General features: G+C 33.0%; 15 protein-coding genes and 2 tRNA genes. 11 read left to right on the top strand and 6 right to left on the bottom strand.

The genetic code is table 11. The features are described from left to right. Positions 1-215 precede the first annotated feature (215 nt). Both OEA66_RS10220 and OEA66_RS10215 read right to left on the bottom strand, forming a co-directional pair. Positions 216-1073, bottom strand: a complete 858-nt coding sequence (locus OEA66_RS10220; RefSeq protein ID WP_267281279.1) for a lamin tail domain-containing protein — start codon at positions 1071-1073, stop codon at positions 216-218. 161 nt (positions 1074-1234) lie between these two features. Further along, a complete protein-coding gene (locus OEA66_RS10215; RefSeq protein ID WP_267281278.1) occupies positions 1235-2023 on the bottom strand; it encodes a T9SS type A sorting domain-containing protein in 789 nt (262 codons plus the stop codon). Positions 2024-2208: 185 nt separating this feature from the next. Between OEA66_RS10215 and OEA66_RS10210 the strand changes: the two genes are divergently transcribed. Further along, positions 2209-5436 carry a DUF8818 domain-containing protein gene (locus tag OEA66_RS10210; RefSeq protein WP_267281277.1) on the top strand — a complete coding sequence of 1076 codons (3228 nt, stop codon included), beginning with the start codon at positions 2209-2211 and terminating at the stop codon, positions 5434-5436. Between the two features lie 214 nt (positions 5437-5650). On the opposite strand, the gene OEA66_RS10205 is transcribed toward OEA66_RS10210, so the two are convergent. Next, positions 5651-5721 (bottom strand) — tRNA-Gln (locus tag OEA66_RS10205). Positions 5722-5935: 214 nt separating this feature from the next. Here OEA66_RS10205 and OEA66_RS10200 point away from each other — a divergent pair. Then, positions 5936-6889, top strand: coding sequence for a beta-1,6-N-acetylglucosaminyltransferase (locus OEA66_RS10200; protein ID WP_267281276.1), 954 nt, complete (start codon positions 5936-5938; stop codon positions 6887-6889). Positions 6890-6995: 106 nt separating this feature from the next. Here OEA66_RS10200 and OEA66_RS10195 read toward each other — a convergent pair. After that, positions 6996-7066: transfer RNA gene (locus OEA66_RS10195), tRNA-Gln, on the bottom strand. Positions 7067-7163: 97 nt separating this feature from the next. Between OEA66_RS10195 and OEA66_RS10190 the strand changes: the two genes are divergently transcribed. The 6 genes from OEA66_RS10190 to OEA66_RS10165 all read left to right on the top strand — a co-directional run bounded on the left by OEA66_RS10190 (position 7164) and on the right by OEA66_RS10165 (position 11995). Next, a complete protein-coding gene (locus OEA66_RS10190) occupies positions 7164-8195 on the top strand; it encodes an AMP-binding protein (protein ID WP_267281275.1) in 1032 nt (343 codons plus the stop codon). Between the two features lie 17 nt (positions 8196-8212). Beyond that, a complete protein-coding gene (gene arfB / locus OEA66_RS10185) occupies positions 8213-8605 on the top strand; it encodes an alternative ribosome rescue aminoacyl-tRNA hydrolase ArfB (protein ID WP_267281547.1) in 393 nt (130 codons plus the stop codon). Between the two features lie 59 nt (positions 8606-8664). After that, positions 8665-9309: a hypothetical protein gene (locus tag OEA66_RS10180; RefSeq protein ID WP_267281274.1), complete on the top strand. Its 645-nt coding sequence runs from the start codon at positions 8665-8667 to the stop codon at positions 9307-9309. A gap of 28 nt (positions 9310-9337) precedes the next feature. Then, entirely contained in the window at positions 9338-10309 is a 972-nt protein-coding gene (locus tag OEA66_RS10175) for a deoxyhypusine synthase family protein (protein WP_236853006.1), read from the top strand. Positions 10310-10445: 136 nt separating this feature from the next. Continuing rightward, complete coding sequence (locus OEA66_RS10170; protein ID WP_267281273.1) at positions 10446-11537, top strand: acyltransferase family protein; 1092 nt, start codon at positions 10446-10448, stop codon at positions 11535-11537. 332 nt (positions 11538-11869) lie between these two features. Beyond that, positions 11870-11995 (top strand): hypothetical protein, encoded by a 126-nt coding sequence (locus OEA66_RS10165; RefSeq protein WP_267281272.1) that lies wholly within the window; start codon positions 11870-11872, stop codon positions 11993-11995. On the opposite strand, the gene OEA66_RS10160 is transcribed toward OEA66_RS10165, so the two are convergent. Continuing rightward, a complete protein-coding gene (locus OEA66_RS10160; protein WP_267281271.1) occupies positions 11996-12787 on the bottom strand; it encodes a glucose 1-dehydrogenase in 792 nt (263 codons plus the stop codon). 232 nt (positions 12788-13019) lie between these two features. Here OEA66_RS10160 and OEA66_RS10155 point away from each other — a divergent pair, with 232 nt between their 5' ends. Continuing rightward, positions 13020-13319 carry an MGMT family protein gene (locus OEA66_RS10155; RefSeq protein WP_267281270.1) on the top strand — a complete coding sequence of 100 codons (300 nt, stop codon included), beginning with the start codon at positions 13020-13022 and terminating at the stop codon, positions 13317-13319. Here OEA66_RS10155 and OEA66_RS10150 read toward each other — a convergent pair. Then, on the bottom strand, positions 13287-14063 hold the full coding sequence (locus OEA66_RS10150; protein ID WP_267281269.1) for a hypothetical protein: 777 nt from the start codon (positions 14061-14063) through the stop codon (positions 13287-13289). The two genes, OEA66_RS10155 and OEA66_RS10150, sit on opposite strands and share 33 nt — an antisense overlap. Before the next feature lie 224 nt (positions 14064-14287). On the opposite strand from OEA66_RS10150, the gene OEA66_RS10145 reads away from it, so the two are divergent. Both OEA66_RS10145 and OEA66_RS10140 read left to right on the top strand, forming a co-directional pair. Further along, a complete protein-coding gene (locus tag OEA66_RS10145; protein WP_267281268.1) occupies positions 14288-14839 on the top strand; it encodes an alpha/beta hydrolase family protein in 552 nt (183 codons plus the stop codon). Beyond that, positions 14793-15086: an alpha/beta hydrolase family protein gene (locus tag OEA66_RS10140; RefSeq protein WP_267281267.1), complete on the top strand. Its 294-nt coding sequence runs from the start codon at positions 14793-14795 to the stop codon at positions 15084-15086. The genes OEA66_RS10145 and OEA66_RS10140 overlap by 47 nt, the downstream gene beginning before the upstream one ends. Positions 15087-15257 lie beyond the last annotated feature (171 nt).

The following is a 15257-nucleotide window of genomic DNA, read 5'->3' as shown; positions in this document are numbered from 1 at the left end:
ACTTATTAAGGTAAATTTATTAATTCATCAAGGTAAGTTTAAAACTTATAAAGCTTCACTTGAAAACTCAAAAATAAATCACCATCAAAAAAAATTTTCATCACAGCAAGATGATTAAAGATGTACTAAAACTTTCGACATATCAAAAAAATCTTAAACCAAAGATAACAGCTGTCAAATGACAGCTGCTTTTATAAATGTGTAGTAATAAAAAACTAATCTTTCAAAATTTTCTGAGAAACCAATTGATTATTTATAGTTCCTGTAACAATATAATTACCTTCAGCTAGTTCAGCAACATTTAAAGTTCCGTTGGCTTTTATGGAAGAAGTTTTCACTAATTGACCAGATAAAGTATAAACTTTTACATCTTTCACATCAGCTCCGAAAGTAATCTCATCACTTTTCACCAAAGAATTTTTGATAAATTCAGACCGTTTAGCATTATTTACATCATTCACTGCTAAAGTTCCTGATGACTGTGGAGTTGGTAATGTCACTGTAAAATCAACAGAATTATTGTTCGTATCTCCACTTGTTCTTGTGATTGAATTTAAAATAGTTGGTGATGGAGCCGTTCCAGTTCCTTCATATTGATTTGCTGATCCATATCCTACAAAATCGAGAACATTAGAAGCTGTAGGTCCCGTAACCTGTGTTGTATTACTTGCCAAAGCAACTTTTCCAGATGTAAGCGCAAGACCTACTCCTACTCCAACAGCAGGAGACCCGTCTAAATTAAGCAAAACGCTAACTATGAGATTAGGATTTATCAGATTAATCAATCCTCCAAATCCATCAGTTCCATGCTGAACAAGGAAAGTTTGTCCGGGAGCAAGAGTGACATTGGGTAAGGTATTGTACTGTGTAAAAGCTCCTGTTGAAGAGGCATATTGAAGAGTTGCCCCGTTAAGAGAAGCCGAGGAAGCACCAATGTTTTTCAGTTCTATAAAATCATTGGTAATAGCGGCTCCTAAGATTCCACCACCAGAATAGATTTCATTAATTACAATCTGAGCATTAGAAAATGCTGCTATCGAGACTAGCCCGATAAAAGTAAATACTTTTTTCATAACGTGATATTTTGATTGGTTTAATGTAATTTAAGCAAAATTAATACCAAATAAACAACAATATACCACATCTATTAAATTATCAATAAATAAAAATATGCAATACATACAAAAAAACCGCCCTGAATAGGCGGCTTTATATTGATATAAAAGTTAAAACTTTATTTTTTAATAAATTTCTGAGAAGAAAGAGAACCGTTTGCTAATCCTTTTACAAAATAAACTCCTGCAGCTAAATCACTAACATTAAGAGTAGTATTGTCATTAACATCAGCTTTTCTTACTATTTTACCATTAACATCGTAAATCTCAACTGCAGATTTAGTAGCAAAAGTTAAGCTAGAATCTACTACAGAAAACTTAATTAATCTGTGTTTTGAATGAGGAATTTCTGCAGTTCCCAATGTAGCACCAACTTGTAAATTCACATCATCATAATAAACTGTTCCTAAACCAGAACCAACAGAATAAGTTCTTAGGTCAAATCTTAATATTTCTGTATTAGCAGGAGTTGTAGCGGTAGCAGTTACAAATGTCCAAGCTGTATTATCTGTACTATATGCGCTAGGCTGAAAATTTCCCACTCCAGTCCAAGTAAGGTTCGCAGTTGCTGTTCTTGCTTGAACCCAAACTCTTCCTCTTGCATTAGCATCATTGTCTAAAACCCAGTAGCCAAGCGTGTAGGTTGTATTTGCAGTTGCAGGAACGTCAATATAAGAACTAAGACTTCCTGTAGCTTCCGTTACAGCTTTTAATGAACTATTACCACCATGAACAAAAGCAGCTCCTGTACCTTGCTCTACTGTGTTACTTACGAAAGTCCAACCTGTAGGTTTTGCTGGGGTAGTAGTTGCATCCCAAGATTCAAAACCTGGATTTGTAATTAAGTTTTGTGCATTTGCAAATGTAGCAACTGCAACAATTCCTAAAACTGTAAAGATCTTTTTCATAACTTAATTTTTAATTATTAATAATTTACATAGCAAAAATAAGGCTATTTTTTCATTTGAGACAATAATAAGGTTAATTTTCTGTTAATAATGCTAATAGCCGTGTCACTCACATTTTTTAGCTATTTTTACAAATTATTTTTAAAGGATTGCGGAATTCTATACTGATATTCTTCGTATTTCTCATGGGCTTATCATCGAATAATGCCCAAATATTTACATGGAAAAATCCCAATATTCCAAAAGATTCCGCCTCAGCTAAGAATGACAGTATATTTACAAAGAAGAAAGACAGTATTCTTGCTTTAAAATTCGGACAGGATATTTTTGCGAAAGACACGATGGATTTTGTAAAAACCAGCAACCGAATTATTGTTGATGAAGCTGTTTTAGCTAAAAATGATTCCAAAAGATTTTTAGGAGAGCTAAATTCTAAAGGTTCCATCATTCGAGGAATTACTTTTGGTAACAATCAGGGACAATCGGTTCAAAGCTCAATGGATCTTCAGATTTCCGGAAAATTATCGAAAGATGTTACTGTTTTAGCCAGTATTTCAGATCATAACCTACCGATTCAGGCAGATGGTTACACGCAGACTTTGGAGGAATTTGACAAAATTTATATGCAGCTTAATATTAAGGATAAATCTATTCTTAGAGCGGGACATTTAGATCTTGTAGATGACAAGAATTATTTCGCCAAATACCAACGTCGAAGTATGGGAATTCAGTTTCAGACCCAGTTTGGAACCGACAACAAGACTTTTGTAGATATTTCAGCGGGTGTTGCCCGAAGTGAATTTCACAGAATCCGTTTTCAGGGGATTGAAGGAAATCAGGGACCTTATCGTTTAACAGGGAAAAATGGCGAACAGTTTATTACTTTGATTTCAGGCTCGGAGCAGGTTTTTATCGACGGTATTTTGATGAAACGTGGAGAAAATCAGGATTACATTATTAATTATAATACGGGAGAGGTTACATTTACCAGTTTCCGACCGATATTTCAGCAGAATTTCATTACGATTTCATTTAATTATGCAAATAGAAATTATTCCAGATATTTATTTACCGGAAAACTTCAGCATCAAAGAGAAAAACTAAGAATCGGATTGAATTGGTTCATGGAAAATGACAATAAAAATGCTCCGCTAGCTTTAAATTTATCAAAAGAAGACGAGCAGATTTTAGCAGATGCGGGAAATGATTCCAATTTAATGTATGCGCCTTCCGGAGTCGTTGCCGAATTTGATGTAAATAAAATCTTATACAGTCTTGTTCCAGGAGTTAATGGAAACTACTACCAATTTTCAACAGATGCCACACAAACCTTATATCAGGTTTCATTTACTTATTTTGGAGCAAATTTGGGAGATTATAAGTTAACTCAAACTACCAATAACGGGCGAGTTTTCGAATACGTTGGTCCAAATCAGGGAGACTATAGAGCAGTAAGAAAACTTCCTTCCCCACAAAAAGCTCAGGTTTATACTTTTAATTCTGAATATCTGTTGAAGGATGGAAAAATCGGTGCGGATGTTTCGATGAGTAACTATGACATCAATTTATTTTCTTCAAAAGATTCAGACCAAAATTTAGGGTACGCTGCAAGAATTTTCGGAAATAAAACATTTACAAAGAATAGTTGGAAAGGAACTCCGAGTTTTGAATATCAATATATCGATAAACAGTTCCATATTTTAGATCGAATCAATGATGTAGAATTCTCACGTGACTTCAACTTGGCCAAAGAATTTAATGGTTTAACGCAAAACCGTTTTATTTTTAGCTTTTTAAACAAATGGAATAACAAATCAACTTTAAACTACAGAATCAATTATCTTGACGAACAGGATTCTTATAAAGGAACAAAAAATGATCTTGATTTTGGATGGATTAAAGGAAAATTCAACACAAAAGGAAATTTATCTTACCTGAATACCAATGCTATTCTTCAGGACACAAAATTCATTCGTGGAGGAGCAGGAACTGAATATACCGGCAAAAAAGGAAGTTGGGCAGTCGGCGGAAGCATGGAACATAATGAGAAAAAGTACAACGACACCGGCTTGATGGATGTAACGAGTTTCAGCTGGAAAGAATTATTCGTACAAAAGAAAATCGGTGACAGCGCAAGAACAAAACTTTTATCTAAAGTTTATGTAAGAGATAATGACTCGGTGCGTGACAACCGACTTCAAAACATGAACAGGATTTTAGGTTTTATGGCAGAAAGCCAGATTATTAAAACTGAAAAAACAACTTTAAACGCACTACTCCACTACAGAAAATTCTTCTATAAAAATGATGATGTAGATATCAATCAGAATAAAGATTTTGTGGTTGGAAATATTTTATACAATCAACAGCTTTTCAAAAACGGGATGCGACTTCAGGCATTTTACGAGTTAGGAAACGGACAGGAAGCGCAAAGAGAATTTCAGTACATTAAAGTTACTGATGGACAGGGAATTTATAAATGGACGGATTATAATGGTGACGGAGTACAACAACTTGACGAATTTGAAATTGCAGAGTATTCGGATTTGGCGCAATACATCAGAGTTTATACCAATTCAGTACGCTATATTCCGTCTAATAAAAACAAATTACAGCTGGCTTTATTCGTAAATCCTGCGGTGATTTTCAGTTCTGAAAATAAGTTTTTAAAACGTTGGAATTTCAATATTTCACTAAATTCTCAAAATTCATTCTATAAAAAAGATAAAGTTTTGGTTTTGAATCCTTTTGAAAAAGGTGAAAATCAAATTCTTAAAAACCAGAATATTTTGATGTCGATGCAGTTTAATCCTACCGAAAAATCTGGTTGGAACGGAAATTACCGCTTCATACAAAATGACAACCTTATCAATGCCAATTTCAGTAACGAAGAGCGTAATCAGACTTCTCACTTCGTGAATATCGGATATTGGTTTAATAAAGAATTCAGGGTTGATTGGGAAAATTCCGTTCACGATTTGAAAAATTCATCCCAATTATTTACGACAAGAGATTACAGACTTAATAATTTCGAGACAAAACCAAAAGCGACTTATAAATTCACAGACGCCATTCAGGCAGAATTCTCATCGGCTTACCGCGAAAAACAGAGAAAAGACGGTGAAGAACTTTTAAAAGCGTTTGATATTACAGGAACCATTCAATGGGAGCGAAAGAAAACATCCATCAGAGGAAACTTCTCATTTATCAATAATGACTTTACTGGAAACAGCTTCAGTATTGTCGGAAACCAAATGCTCGATGGATTAAAACCAGGGAAAAACCAGGTTTGGAGCGTGTTTATTCAACAGGCAATCAACTCTTTCTTACAGTTGAATTTAAATTATGAAGGAAGAAATTCCGGTGAAAGAACAATTCACATTGGAAGTATGCAGGTAAAAGCAAGTTTTTAGGAGCTATTTCACTACATCGAAAAGATTTTTTTTATTTGAAGCTTTTTCCAGCTCTCCACTATATCTTTTTTATCCAACCCTATTTTCTTTTCAATAAAAAAAAGGATACCGTTTCGATCTGGGCTAGTTTTACGAAACTAGGATGATTGCTTTTTCGAACCAAAATTTCATTATTATAAAAAAACAAAAACCACTCTTTAAAAAGAGTGGTTTGTAGACCCACAGGGATTCGAACCCCAACTGATGGTACCAAAAACCAGAGTGCTACCGTTACACCATGGGTCTGTTTTATTTAGTGGTGCAAATCTATTAAATATTTCTAAAACTGCAAAAAAAATATGTACTTTTTTCAAATATTTCAGAGATCAATCAAAATCCCAATCTGTCTTTTGCATATTTAATATTAAGAATGTGATTTAATTATCGTATTTTTATAAAAATGTCTATTAATACTTTATAAAATAAGTTGTAAGCATTCATAATTTTTAAATTATATAAAATGAAAAATGTTTGCATCAGCGAAAGCGGCATTGTTGATATGCCGATACAATCTGTAAGTATCGCATACCTTATTTTGGTACACCGTCTACCCAATCAATTCAAAAAACTTTTCAAGGCTATTTATGATTCTTCTAATTTCTATCTTATCCATATTGACAAAAAAGCAAGTCAGCAAATTGGTGAAGATGTAAAGAACTTTCTAAAGGATTATCTTAACGTACATATTCTTGATAGCGAAAATGTGATTTGGGGTGGCTACAGTATGGTTCAGGCAGAGTTGGATGGAATGAAATATCTGCTGGAAATGAATAAAAAATGGGATTATTTCATCAATTTAAGCGGTCAGGATTTCCCACTTAAATCACAGGAAATCATAAAAAACTTTTTATCAAAAAATAATGGTAAAAACTATATAAAAATTGCTGATCAGGAAAAAAGCAGACCTGAAACAATGAATAGGATTGAGAATTATTTTGAAGAATTAGAGGATAAAATTTCAGATAAGACTCATAAAAGAGATTTTATGAAAGGGGTGATTCCTTACATTGGCGGACAGTGGATGATTTTGACCAGAAATTGCTGTGAATTTATCACCAACAATGTAGAGGTGAAAAAGTTTGAAGATTATTATTTAAATACATTAATTGCTGATGAATCATTTTTTCAAACTGTATTAATGAATACATCTTTCGCAGGAACATTGATAAATGATGATAAAAGAGCAATTATCTGGATTCCGGATGGAGATATCAAATTGCGTCCTAAAACTTTCACTCAAACTGATTTAGGTTTTCTATTGGAAGGAAATCATCTTTTTGCAAGGAAGTTTGATAACAATGTGGATAATACAATAATTGAAAGTTTAAAAACTTATTATGATAGTCCTTTTAAAGAATTTGTTGAAATAAAAAATATTAAAAACAATATCTTAAATGTGAATCATATGAATTGATAATGTAGCAGAAATTCAGAGTATACTGCGTCAATATTTATATTCCTTATGATATATTCAAAATAAAAAAAAGCAATCAACTGGTGTTCAGAAGATTGCTTTTTTGTAGACCCACAGGGATTCGAACCCCAACTGATGGTACCAAAAACCAGAGTGCTACCGTTACACCATGGGTCTGTTTCTTTAGTGATGCAAATTTAAAGCTTTTTTCTTTAATTGCAAATCATTTTTTAATTTTTGTTTAAATTTACATAACAAAATAACTGCCTGAATTATGCTGGTCGAATTCAATAATCTCGAAATTAATAATTTACATCCTAAATCCGAATTTGAAAAAAAAGTATTTTTTTTCGTTGAAGAATGGTTATCAGATTCAAAAACGGTGAAAGTTCAGACTTCGGGATCAACCGGTGCTCCTAAGATTTTTGAAATTGAAAAAGAAAAGATGCTGAACTCAGCAGAAATGACGTGCAATTTTTTGGAATTGAAAAATAATGACACGGCATTATTATGTCTTCCGGTAGAATATATCTCTGGGAAAATGATGATTGTACGTTCTTTTGAGAGAAAATTAAAGTTATTTATATCTGACTCATCTTTAAAACCTTTAGAAAATCTTGATCAAGAAATAGATTTTTGTGCGATGACACCTTTGCAGGTTGAAAATTCTTTAGATAAAATTCATTTTATTAAAAAACTAATTATTGGAGGTGCAGCAGTTTCGGAATCTTTAAAAAAGAAAATTACTCAAACTCTCCTACTATTCCACTCGTCAACCAAAATTTACGAAACCTACGGAATGTCTGAAACACTTTCCCATATTGCTTTAAAGGAAATTTATCCTAAATATGATGATTATTTTACTGTTTTTGAAAAAATTAATATTTCTGTGGATGAAAAAGGTTGTCTCAAAATTCATGCTCCAAAACTTAATTCCGAAATTCTGCAGACAAATGATTTGGTTGAGATCACTAATGGAAATCAATTTAAATATTTAGGAAGAATTGATAATGTGATTAATTCCGGAGGTGCAAAAATATTTCCCGAGCAGCTTGAAGCTTTAGTAAAAAAAGAAATTCCGAATGAAGCTGTATTTTTAGGGATGAAAGATGAAAGTCTGGGACAAAGGTTGATTTTAGTTATTGAAGGTAAAGAATCTGAATTAATTAACCAAAAACTATCAATAATTAACTATCAACAAAAATTTCATAAGCCTAAAGAAATTATTTTTGTAGAAAAAATTCCAAGAACTCCTAATGGAAAGGTAAATAGGTCGGAGCTAAAAAGTATTTTTGAGAAAAAGTAAATTATTAAAACAATATGATGAGAGATTTTAGTAAAGAGCTTAATTTTAAAACTTCCCGAAGCAGTGGCGCAGGCGGACAAAACGTAAATAAAGTAGAAACTTCTGTCACGGTCATGTGGAAGGTAGAAGATTCTGATTTTTTTAATGGTTTTCAGAAAAATTTAATTTTTACTAAACTTAAAAACAGGATCAACTTAGATGGAATTCTACAGCTTACAGTTTCAGAATCGAGGACGCAATTGCAGAATAAAAAAATTGCTACCGATAAAATTTTAGAAATTGTAAATGATTCTATCATTGTTCCTAAAATTAGATATAAAACAAAACCTTCGAAGGCAAAAGTTCAGAAAAGATTAGATTCCAAAAAGAAAATTTCAGACAAAAAAGAAAACAGACGATTTAAATTTTAACTAGTATTTAATTCTCTATTGATAGAAAAATATTATTTTTGCCATTATAAGTAAAAATAATGATCAAAAAACTATTCGCAATAAGCTTGCTTTCAGTTTCAGCAGCTGCATTTTCTCAGAAAATATCACTTACACCATCATTTGGTTACGCATGGAGAGTCAACAAAATCTCATCGGCTTTATCTCCACAAGAGCGCAACTACATTAAAGGTCTTAAAAGCGGAACCAATTTCGATATCGCACTTCGCTATGAAATTAAAAACGGAGTGCAGATTGGTTTTAAATATTCCAATTACAGCGCTTCTCATACAGGAAGATTGAGTGTAGTCGACAATATGGGAACAACAACCAGTGCAGTAGTAAGTACAAAAGATGCAATCAATTTTTACGGTCCATCTTTTACAGTGACAAACTTTGATCAACCGACAAAGCATAAATTCCTTTTAGATGCATCATTAGGAGCAATGAGCTATACGACAAAGACTGGAAATATAAAAGGAAAGGGAAATACGCTTGGTGCAGAAGTTGATTTCGCTTACCAATATGAAATCAACAAGCACATTTTGATTGGTCCTAAAATTGGGCTTTCGGGAGGATCACTCCGAAAAATTTCATACAACGGACAGGTTCTGGATTTGGGTGAAGAAAACAGAGAAGGTTTAAGCAGAGTTTCTTTAGCAGCATCCGCTACATTCCGTTTTTAAATTTTATCTTTGTGAAAATTTTAAAATAATGAGCAAACCGATTACCGAGTTCATAGAAAAATATTATCTGCACTTCAACGCTGCAGCTTTGGTAGATGCATCAAAAGGGTATGTTGCACACCTTAAAGACGGTGGGAAAATGATGATTACGCTTGCAGGAGCGATGTCAACAGCAGAATTAGGGAAAATTTTGGCTGAAATGATCCGTCAGGGAAAAGTAGATTTCATTTCTTGTACAGGTGCAAACCTTGAAGAGGATTTAATGAACCTTGTAGCGCATTCTCACTACGAAAGAGTTCCTCACTACAGAGATTTGACAGCTCAGGATGAGTGGGATCTTTTGGAAAGAGGTTTGAACAGAGTTACAGATACTTGTATTCCTGAAGAAGAGGCTTTCAGAAGATTACAGAAACATATTGTTGAAATCTGGAAAGATGCTGAAGCAAAAGGTGAAAGATATTTCCCGCATGAATTCATGTACAAAATGATTCTTTCGGGAGTTTTGGAGCAGTATTACGAAATTCCTAGAGAAAATTCTTGGATGATTGCTGCTGCAGAAGCTAATTTGCCAATCGTTGTTCCGGGATGGGAAGATTCTACCATGGGTAACATTTTCGCTTCATACTGCATCAAAGGTGAATTAACGGCTACAACAATGAAATCTGGTATCGAATACATGACATATTTGGCAGATTGGTACACGAAGAACTCAGCAGGAAAAGGAGTTGGTTTCTTCCAGATTGGTGGAGGTATCGCAGGTGATTTCCCGATCTGTGTGGTTCCGATGCTGTATCAGGATATGGAAATGCATGATATTCCGTTCTGGTCTTATTTCTGTCAGATTTCAGATTCTACGACTTCTTACGGTTCGTATTCAGGAGCAGTTCCGAATGAGAAAATTACTTGGGGTAAACTGGATATCACAACTCCGAAATTTATCGTTGAAAGTGATGCTACAATCTGTGCACCGTTGATGTTCTCTTACATTTTGGAAAACTAATTTTTAGAATTAAAAATTTATTATACTTAAAAGGCTTATTTATTAAGCCTTTTTGCTTTTTATTAGAATATAGTACTCACAAAGCTTATTAAACTTCGTGTTCAAAAAGACTATTACACTTTATATTTTATCCTAATTGGAAACCCTTCAGAAAAATAAATTCGATGCTTTAACCGGAATGCGCGCCATTGCCGCTATGATGGTTTTTGTCTATCACAACCGAAAATACTGGCGCAACGATTTACCTTTTGAAATAATGCGTTTCATCAGCGAATGGCATATCGGAGTGACTGTATTTTTTGTTCTGAGCGGATTTTTGTTAGCTTACCGATATGAAGAAAAACCTTTAGAATCTAAAAAATCTTATCTCAAATATATTCTGCTTCGTATTGCCAGAATTTTTCCTTTGTACTGGATTTTGCTGAGTTTATATTTTCTCGATACTTCATATTCAAAAGGAGTTGATACTTATTTTCTACAATATTCTTTGTTTTACTCACTATTTGAAAAATATTCAGTTTCCGGGATTGTTCAGGCATGGTCATTAACTGTTGAGTTTTTCTTTTACATTTTGGCTCCGTTTTTATTTTTGTTATTAAAGAAAAGCTGGAAATATTGCATTCTCTTTTTAATCGGATTTTTCCTTTTAGGATGGGCTGTTGGAGTTGGTTTAAAAGAATTTAACGGTAATCCAAAAGGATTTTTATATCCTTTACAATTTATGATTGGAAGCACTTTTTTCGGACGAAGCCTTGAGTTTTTCTTCGGAATGTTGCTCGCTTATTTAATGAAGCAAGAAAAAGGAATTCAATTTTTAAACAAGATTAAAAAACCAACACTTTGGGGCGGAATTTCTATCTTAATTTTAATTTTTTGTATTCGATTTTTTGCCAGAAACAATTTCGTACACGGTGTTGAACGTTGGGAAGGAAGAGTAATTCATGAATTATTTTTACCCATCGGAATTATCATTTTCTTTTGGGGATTGATGAAGGAAAAAACGTGGGTATCAAATGTTCTTTCGACGAAGTTTTTTATTTTGCTTGGAAATGCTTCTTTTGTTTTCTATCTGATTCATTTGAGCTATTTCAATATGAAACTCAAATCTTACATTTATCTTCCTGACAAAAATTTTGTACTGCTTTGGATTTGTTCAATTATTATTTATCTGTTAATTGAAAAACCTTTGTACGAGGTTTGCAGGAGGTTGATTGCAAAAATTAAATAGTTTGCTACTCGCTAATTTTTTAAACATTAAGTTTTTTTAAAATTAAAGCAAGATTCTACATCATTTAAGAATCAATAGATTGATTTTTGATTAAGTTTATTAAGCTGATTATTTTAAAATCGATGAGAATCCGTGCAATCTATGGGAATAATTCAATCCAAAGAATTAATTAGCACAAAATACTTGTAAGCCATAATTCCTTTCTGAAATTTTGTCAATTTCAACGGATCTTTATCACTTAACTTCGGTAATATCTTCTTGTTGATTTTATTTAAAAATCTAAATACGGACTTTTTCATAACTCAAATCTTTAATATTTAAATTCAAAAATTGTGCAGTTTTTGGAAAGCTGGAAAATGGATGTTAAAGCAGGAAGTTTAGAGCAGTCAGAAAAAACAGAAATTGCCTACATTTCAGCAGGCAATTATTACTTATTAATCATTACTGATTACCTATGATTATGGGTTTCCGTACATATTCGATTCACCACCGTCAATGGCAATTACCTGTCCTGAAACATATCCGTTTTCGTCACTCAATAAATAAGCGACCAAATTTCCTACATCTTTCGGATCTCCCAATTTTCTGGTAGGATTTCTTGAAGCATATTCTTTTTCAGCCGCTTTCGGATCTGCAGGATTTACCTGATTAAAAGCTTCGGCAACCATTGGCGTTAAAATCGCTCCGGGAGCAATTGCATTCGTGAGAATATTGTCTTTTCCGTATTCTAAAGCTGCATTTTTGGTCATACCCGCAACAGCATGTTTGGTGGCAACATAAGCGGTTTGATTTAAAACCCCTCTGATTCCTCCAACAGAAGCTACATTCACAATTCTTCCGCCACCGTTTTTCTGCATTTCAGGGATTACATACTTCATTCCGTAATACACTCCTAAAAGATTGATGTCGATTACTTTTTTGAAAACATCGATATCGTAATCGATTAATGGCGCCTGTTTTCCTTCAATTCCTGCGTTGTTGTATAATCCGTCTACCTTTCCGAACTCTTTTACTGTTGCGTCAACATAGTTTTTTACATTTTCCTCAACAGAAACATCTGCAGTAACTGTTAAATATTTACTCTCAGGATATTTTGATGATAATTCTGCCTTAGCTTTTTCTAAAGCTTCTGTGTTATAATCAACCAAAGTTAAATCAGCTCCTTTTGATGCTAAAGAATCTGCTGCTGCTAATCCTAATCCCATCGCTGCTCCTGTAACTATAATTACTTTACCTTTAAAATTTGACATAATATTTATATTTTATTTCATTGCTTCAATTTACAACAATAATGCCTTTTGGATTTTAATCTATGATAAAATTGTGTTAAACTTCTTTGCGTGATTTCTCTGAACTTTAAAATTACTTGGTTCACTTTAGCTTTTTTACCTTGTTAAGATTAAGCCGCGAAACGATAATAACCTCGGCAAAGTTTACCGGAGTAAATCATATTTTCTTACATTTGATTATTACTTAAATAAAATGAATGAAATTTTCAAACAGCAAGTCTGGGAAATCACAAAATTAGTTCCGAAAGGCAGAGTGACAAGCTACGGTGCCATTGCAAAAGCTGTTGGTTTTCCGAACCATTCCCGTCATGTGGGAAAAGCAATGGGCGGTTGCCCGAAAGATGTTCCGGCTCATCGTGTCATATCGAGTTCGGGAACTTTATCTGTTCCAGAATTTCAGTCAAGATTAGAAGCAGAAGGAATTGTAGTTGACAATTTCAAAGTGAAAAATTTTAAAACTCTATTTTGGAATCCGCTTATTGAAATCAAATGATTTGATTGGCTTTTTTTTCGGTTTTTTAAGATAAGTTTTAAGTTTTCCAAAGCGATTTGCAATATACCCAAGAAATAAAGTTACAAGTATAATTAAAAATACACCGCTTATCAGTAATGCCAAAATTGAAACATCATTTTTTTCGCTGTAGAAATACGTCCAAATTACCTGAGATAGGATTACGATAAATAATAGCAAAAAAACAGGAAATACTACATAAACTAATATAATTGATACAAGCCGCCATATTACAAATAAATTTTTGCCGAATGCATTCATAACAACCGCAACAAATGCAATACTGAATATTCCGAAAAAAAATATAATGAAAAATACCATCAGTTTCATTTCGCTGAAAGTTAAATTCCTTACATATTTATCCCCTTCATTATAAGATATTTGTATTGTTTTTCCTATTGCGATAGGATGGCTCGTTCCGTAACCTGTTGATTTTTGCAGGATTTTATTTTTATCATTTTTAAATTCTACAATGGCAATCGGTACCGGACCGGAATCTGAATCTCCTTCTGTGTACTCATATTTTACAACTTTAGCCTCATACTTTTTAGCAAAAAAATAGTCATACGTATATGTTACGATTATTTCGGATAGATAAATAAAAATTCCTGTTACACAAAGCGTCACTACTGTTCTTAAAACAATTGAATTGAAAGAAATATTTTCATTTTTCTTTTTCAAAACAAACAAGATTAATATAATAGCTGTAAAGATTGCTGTGTACATGGTTTAGTTTTTAAAAGTTTTATCATGATTTCCAAAGCAAGGATAATATCTTATTAAGATTTTAAATATTAGTCGTACTATATACAAATATAAATTTTTCAGAATTAAATGATTGAGTTGTAGTTTCGATGACAGTTCAGTGATAAAAAGTAACACTTCAGTGATTTAATTTTGCGTGAAACGGCCATCGTACCTATATTTGCTTCATAATTAAAAACAATATTATGAAAGCTAAAGCTATTATCACATTTCTATTTGTAATTTTTACTCAATTATTTCAAGCTCAAATTGATGACAAATTTTATCAGCCAAGCAAAACTTTAAAGCCAATTGAACTAAAATATGAAAACTTTTCTATTCCAGTTGAAAAAGATACGATTACCGGGATTTTTCTAAAACCAGCCTCAGCAAAACCTAAAGCAACAATTCTGTTTTTTCATGGAGCAGGTGGAAATGTCGCAACGTATGTTTTTATGATTAAGCCTTTGGTTGAAGCAGGATTTCAGGTTGCAATGGTCGATTTCAGAGGTTATGGAAAATCAACAGGAATTCCGACGCATATCAATGTTGCTGCAGACGGACAAAAGTTTTTTGATACCATGCTTAACCGTAAGGAAATTAAAAACACTAAAATTTTGATTTATGGAGCTTCTCTTGGCTCTCAGATTTCAGCTCATTTAGCGAAAAACAATAAAGATAAAATCTCAGGATTGATTATCGCATGGCGGAATGTCTTCGTTTGCAGATATTGCGGCTGTTTTTGCGCCTCAGTTTAAAGATGCTCTTGCTAAAATGTTAGCATCGGTTTACTCGGCGAAAGAAGATATTAAAGCTACAGAAGGACTTCCTAAACTTTTTATCTATAGCAAAAATGATAAAACTGTTCCTTTTTCTCAAGGCGAAGAAGTTTATAAAAATGCTCCTGAACCCAAACAGTTTTTAGAGTTTACCGCAGATCATTTGGGAGCAGTAACTGAAAAACCGGCTGAGGTTATGAAAGCGATTGAAAATTTGATTCAATAAATGCCCTTAGTATATGAAAAAGTTTCGGCGGCACCTGCGGTGCCGCCGAAACTTTTAAAATTTAGAAAAATATTATTCATTCATTTCATTTTCAATTTTCAAAAGCATCTGTTTACCATTCTCATTCTTCGGATTTAGCTCAACCGATTTTTTATACATTTTTATCGCTTC

This window comes from Chryseobacterium luquanense, assembly GCF_026460945.1.
Lineage (GTDB): Bacteria > Bacteroidota > Bacteroidia > Flavobacteriales > Weeksellaceae > Chryseobacterium > Chryseobacterium luquanense.
Note: the sequence above shows the minus strand (reverse complement) of the source record. Positions and strands in the feature narration are given on the sequence as shown.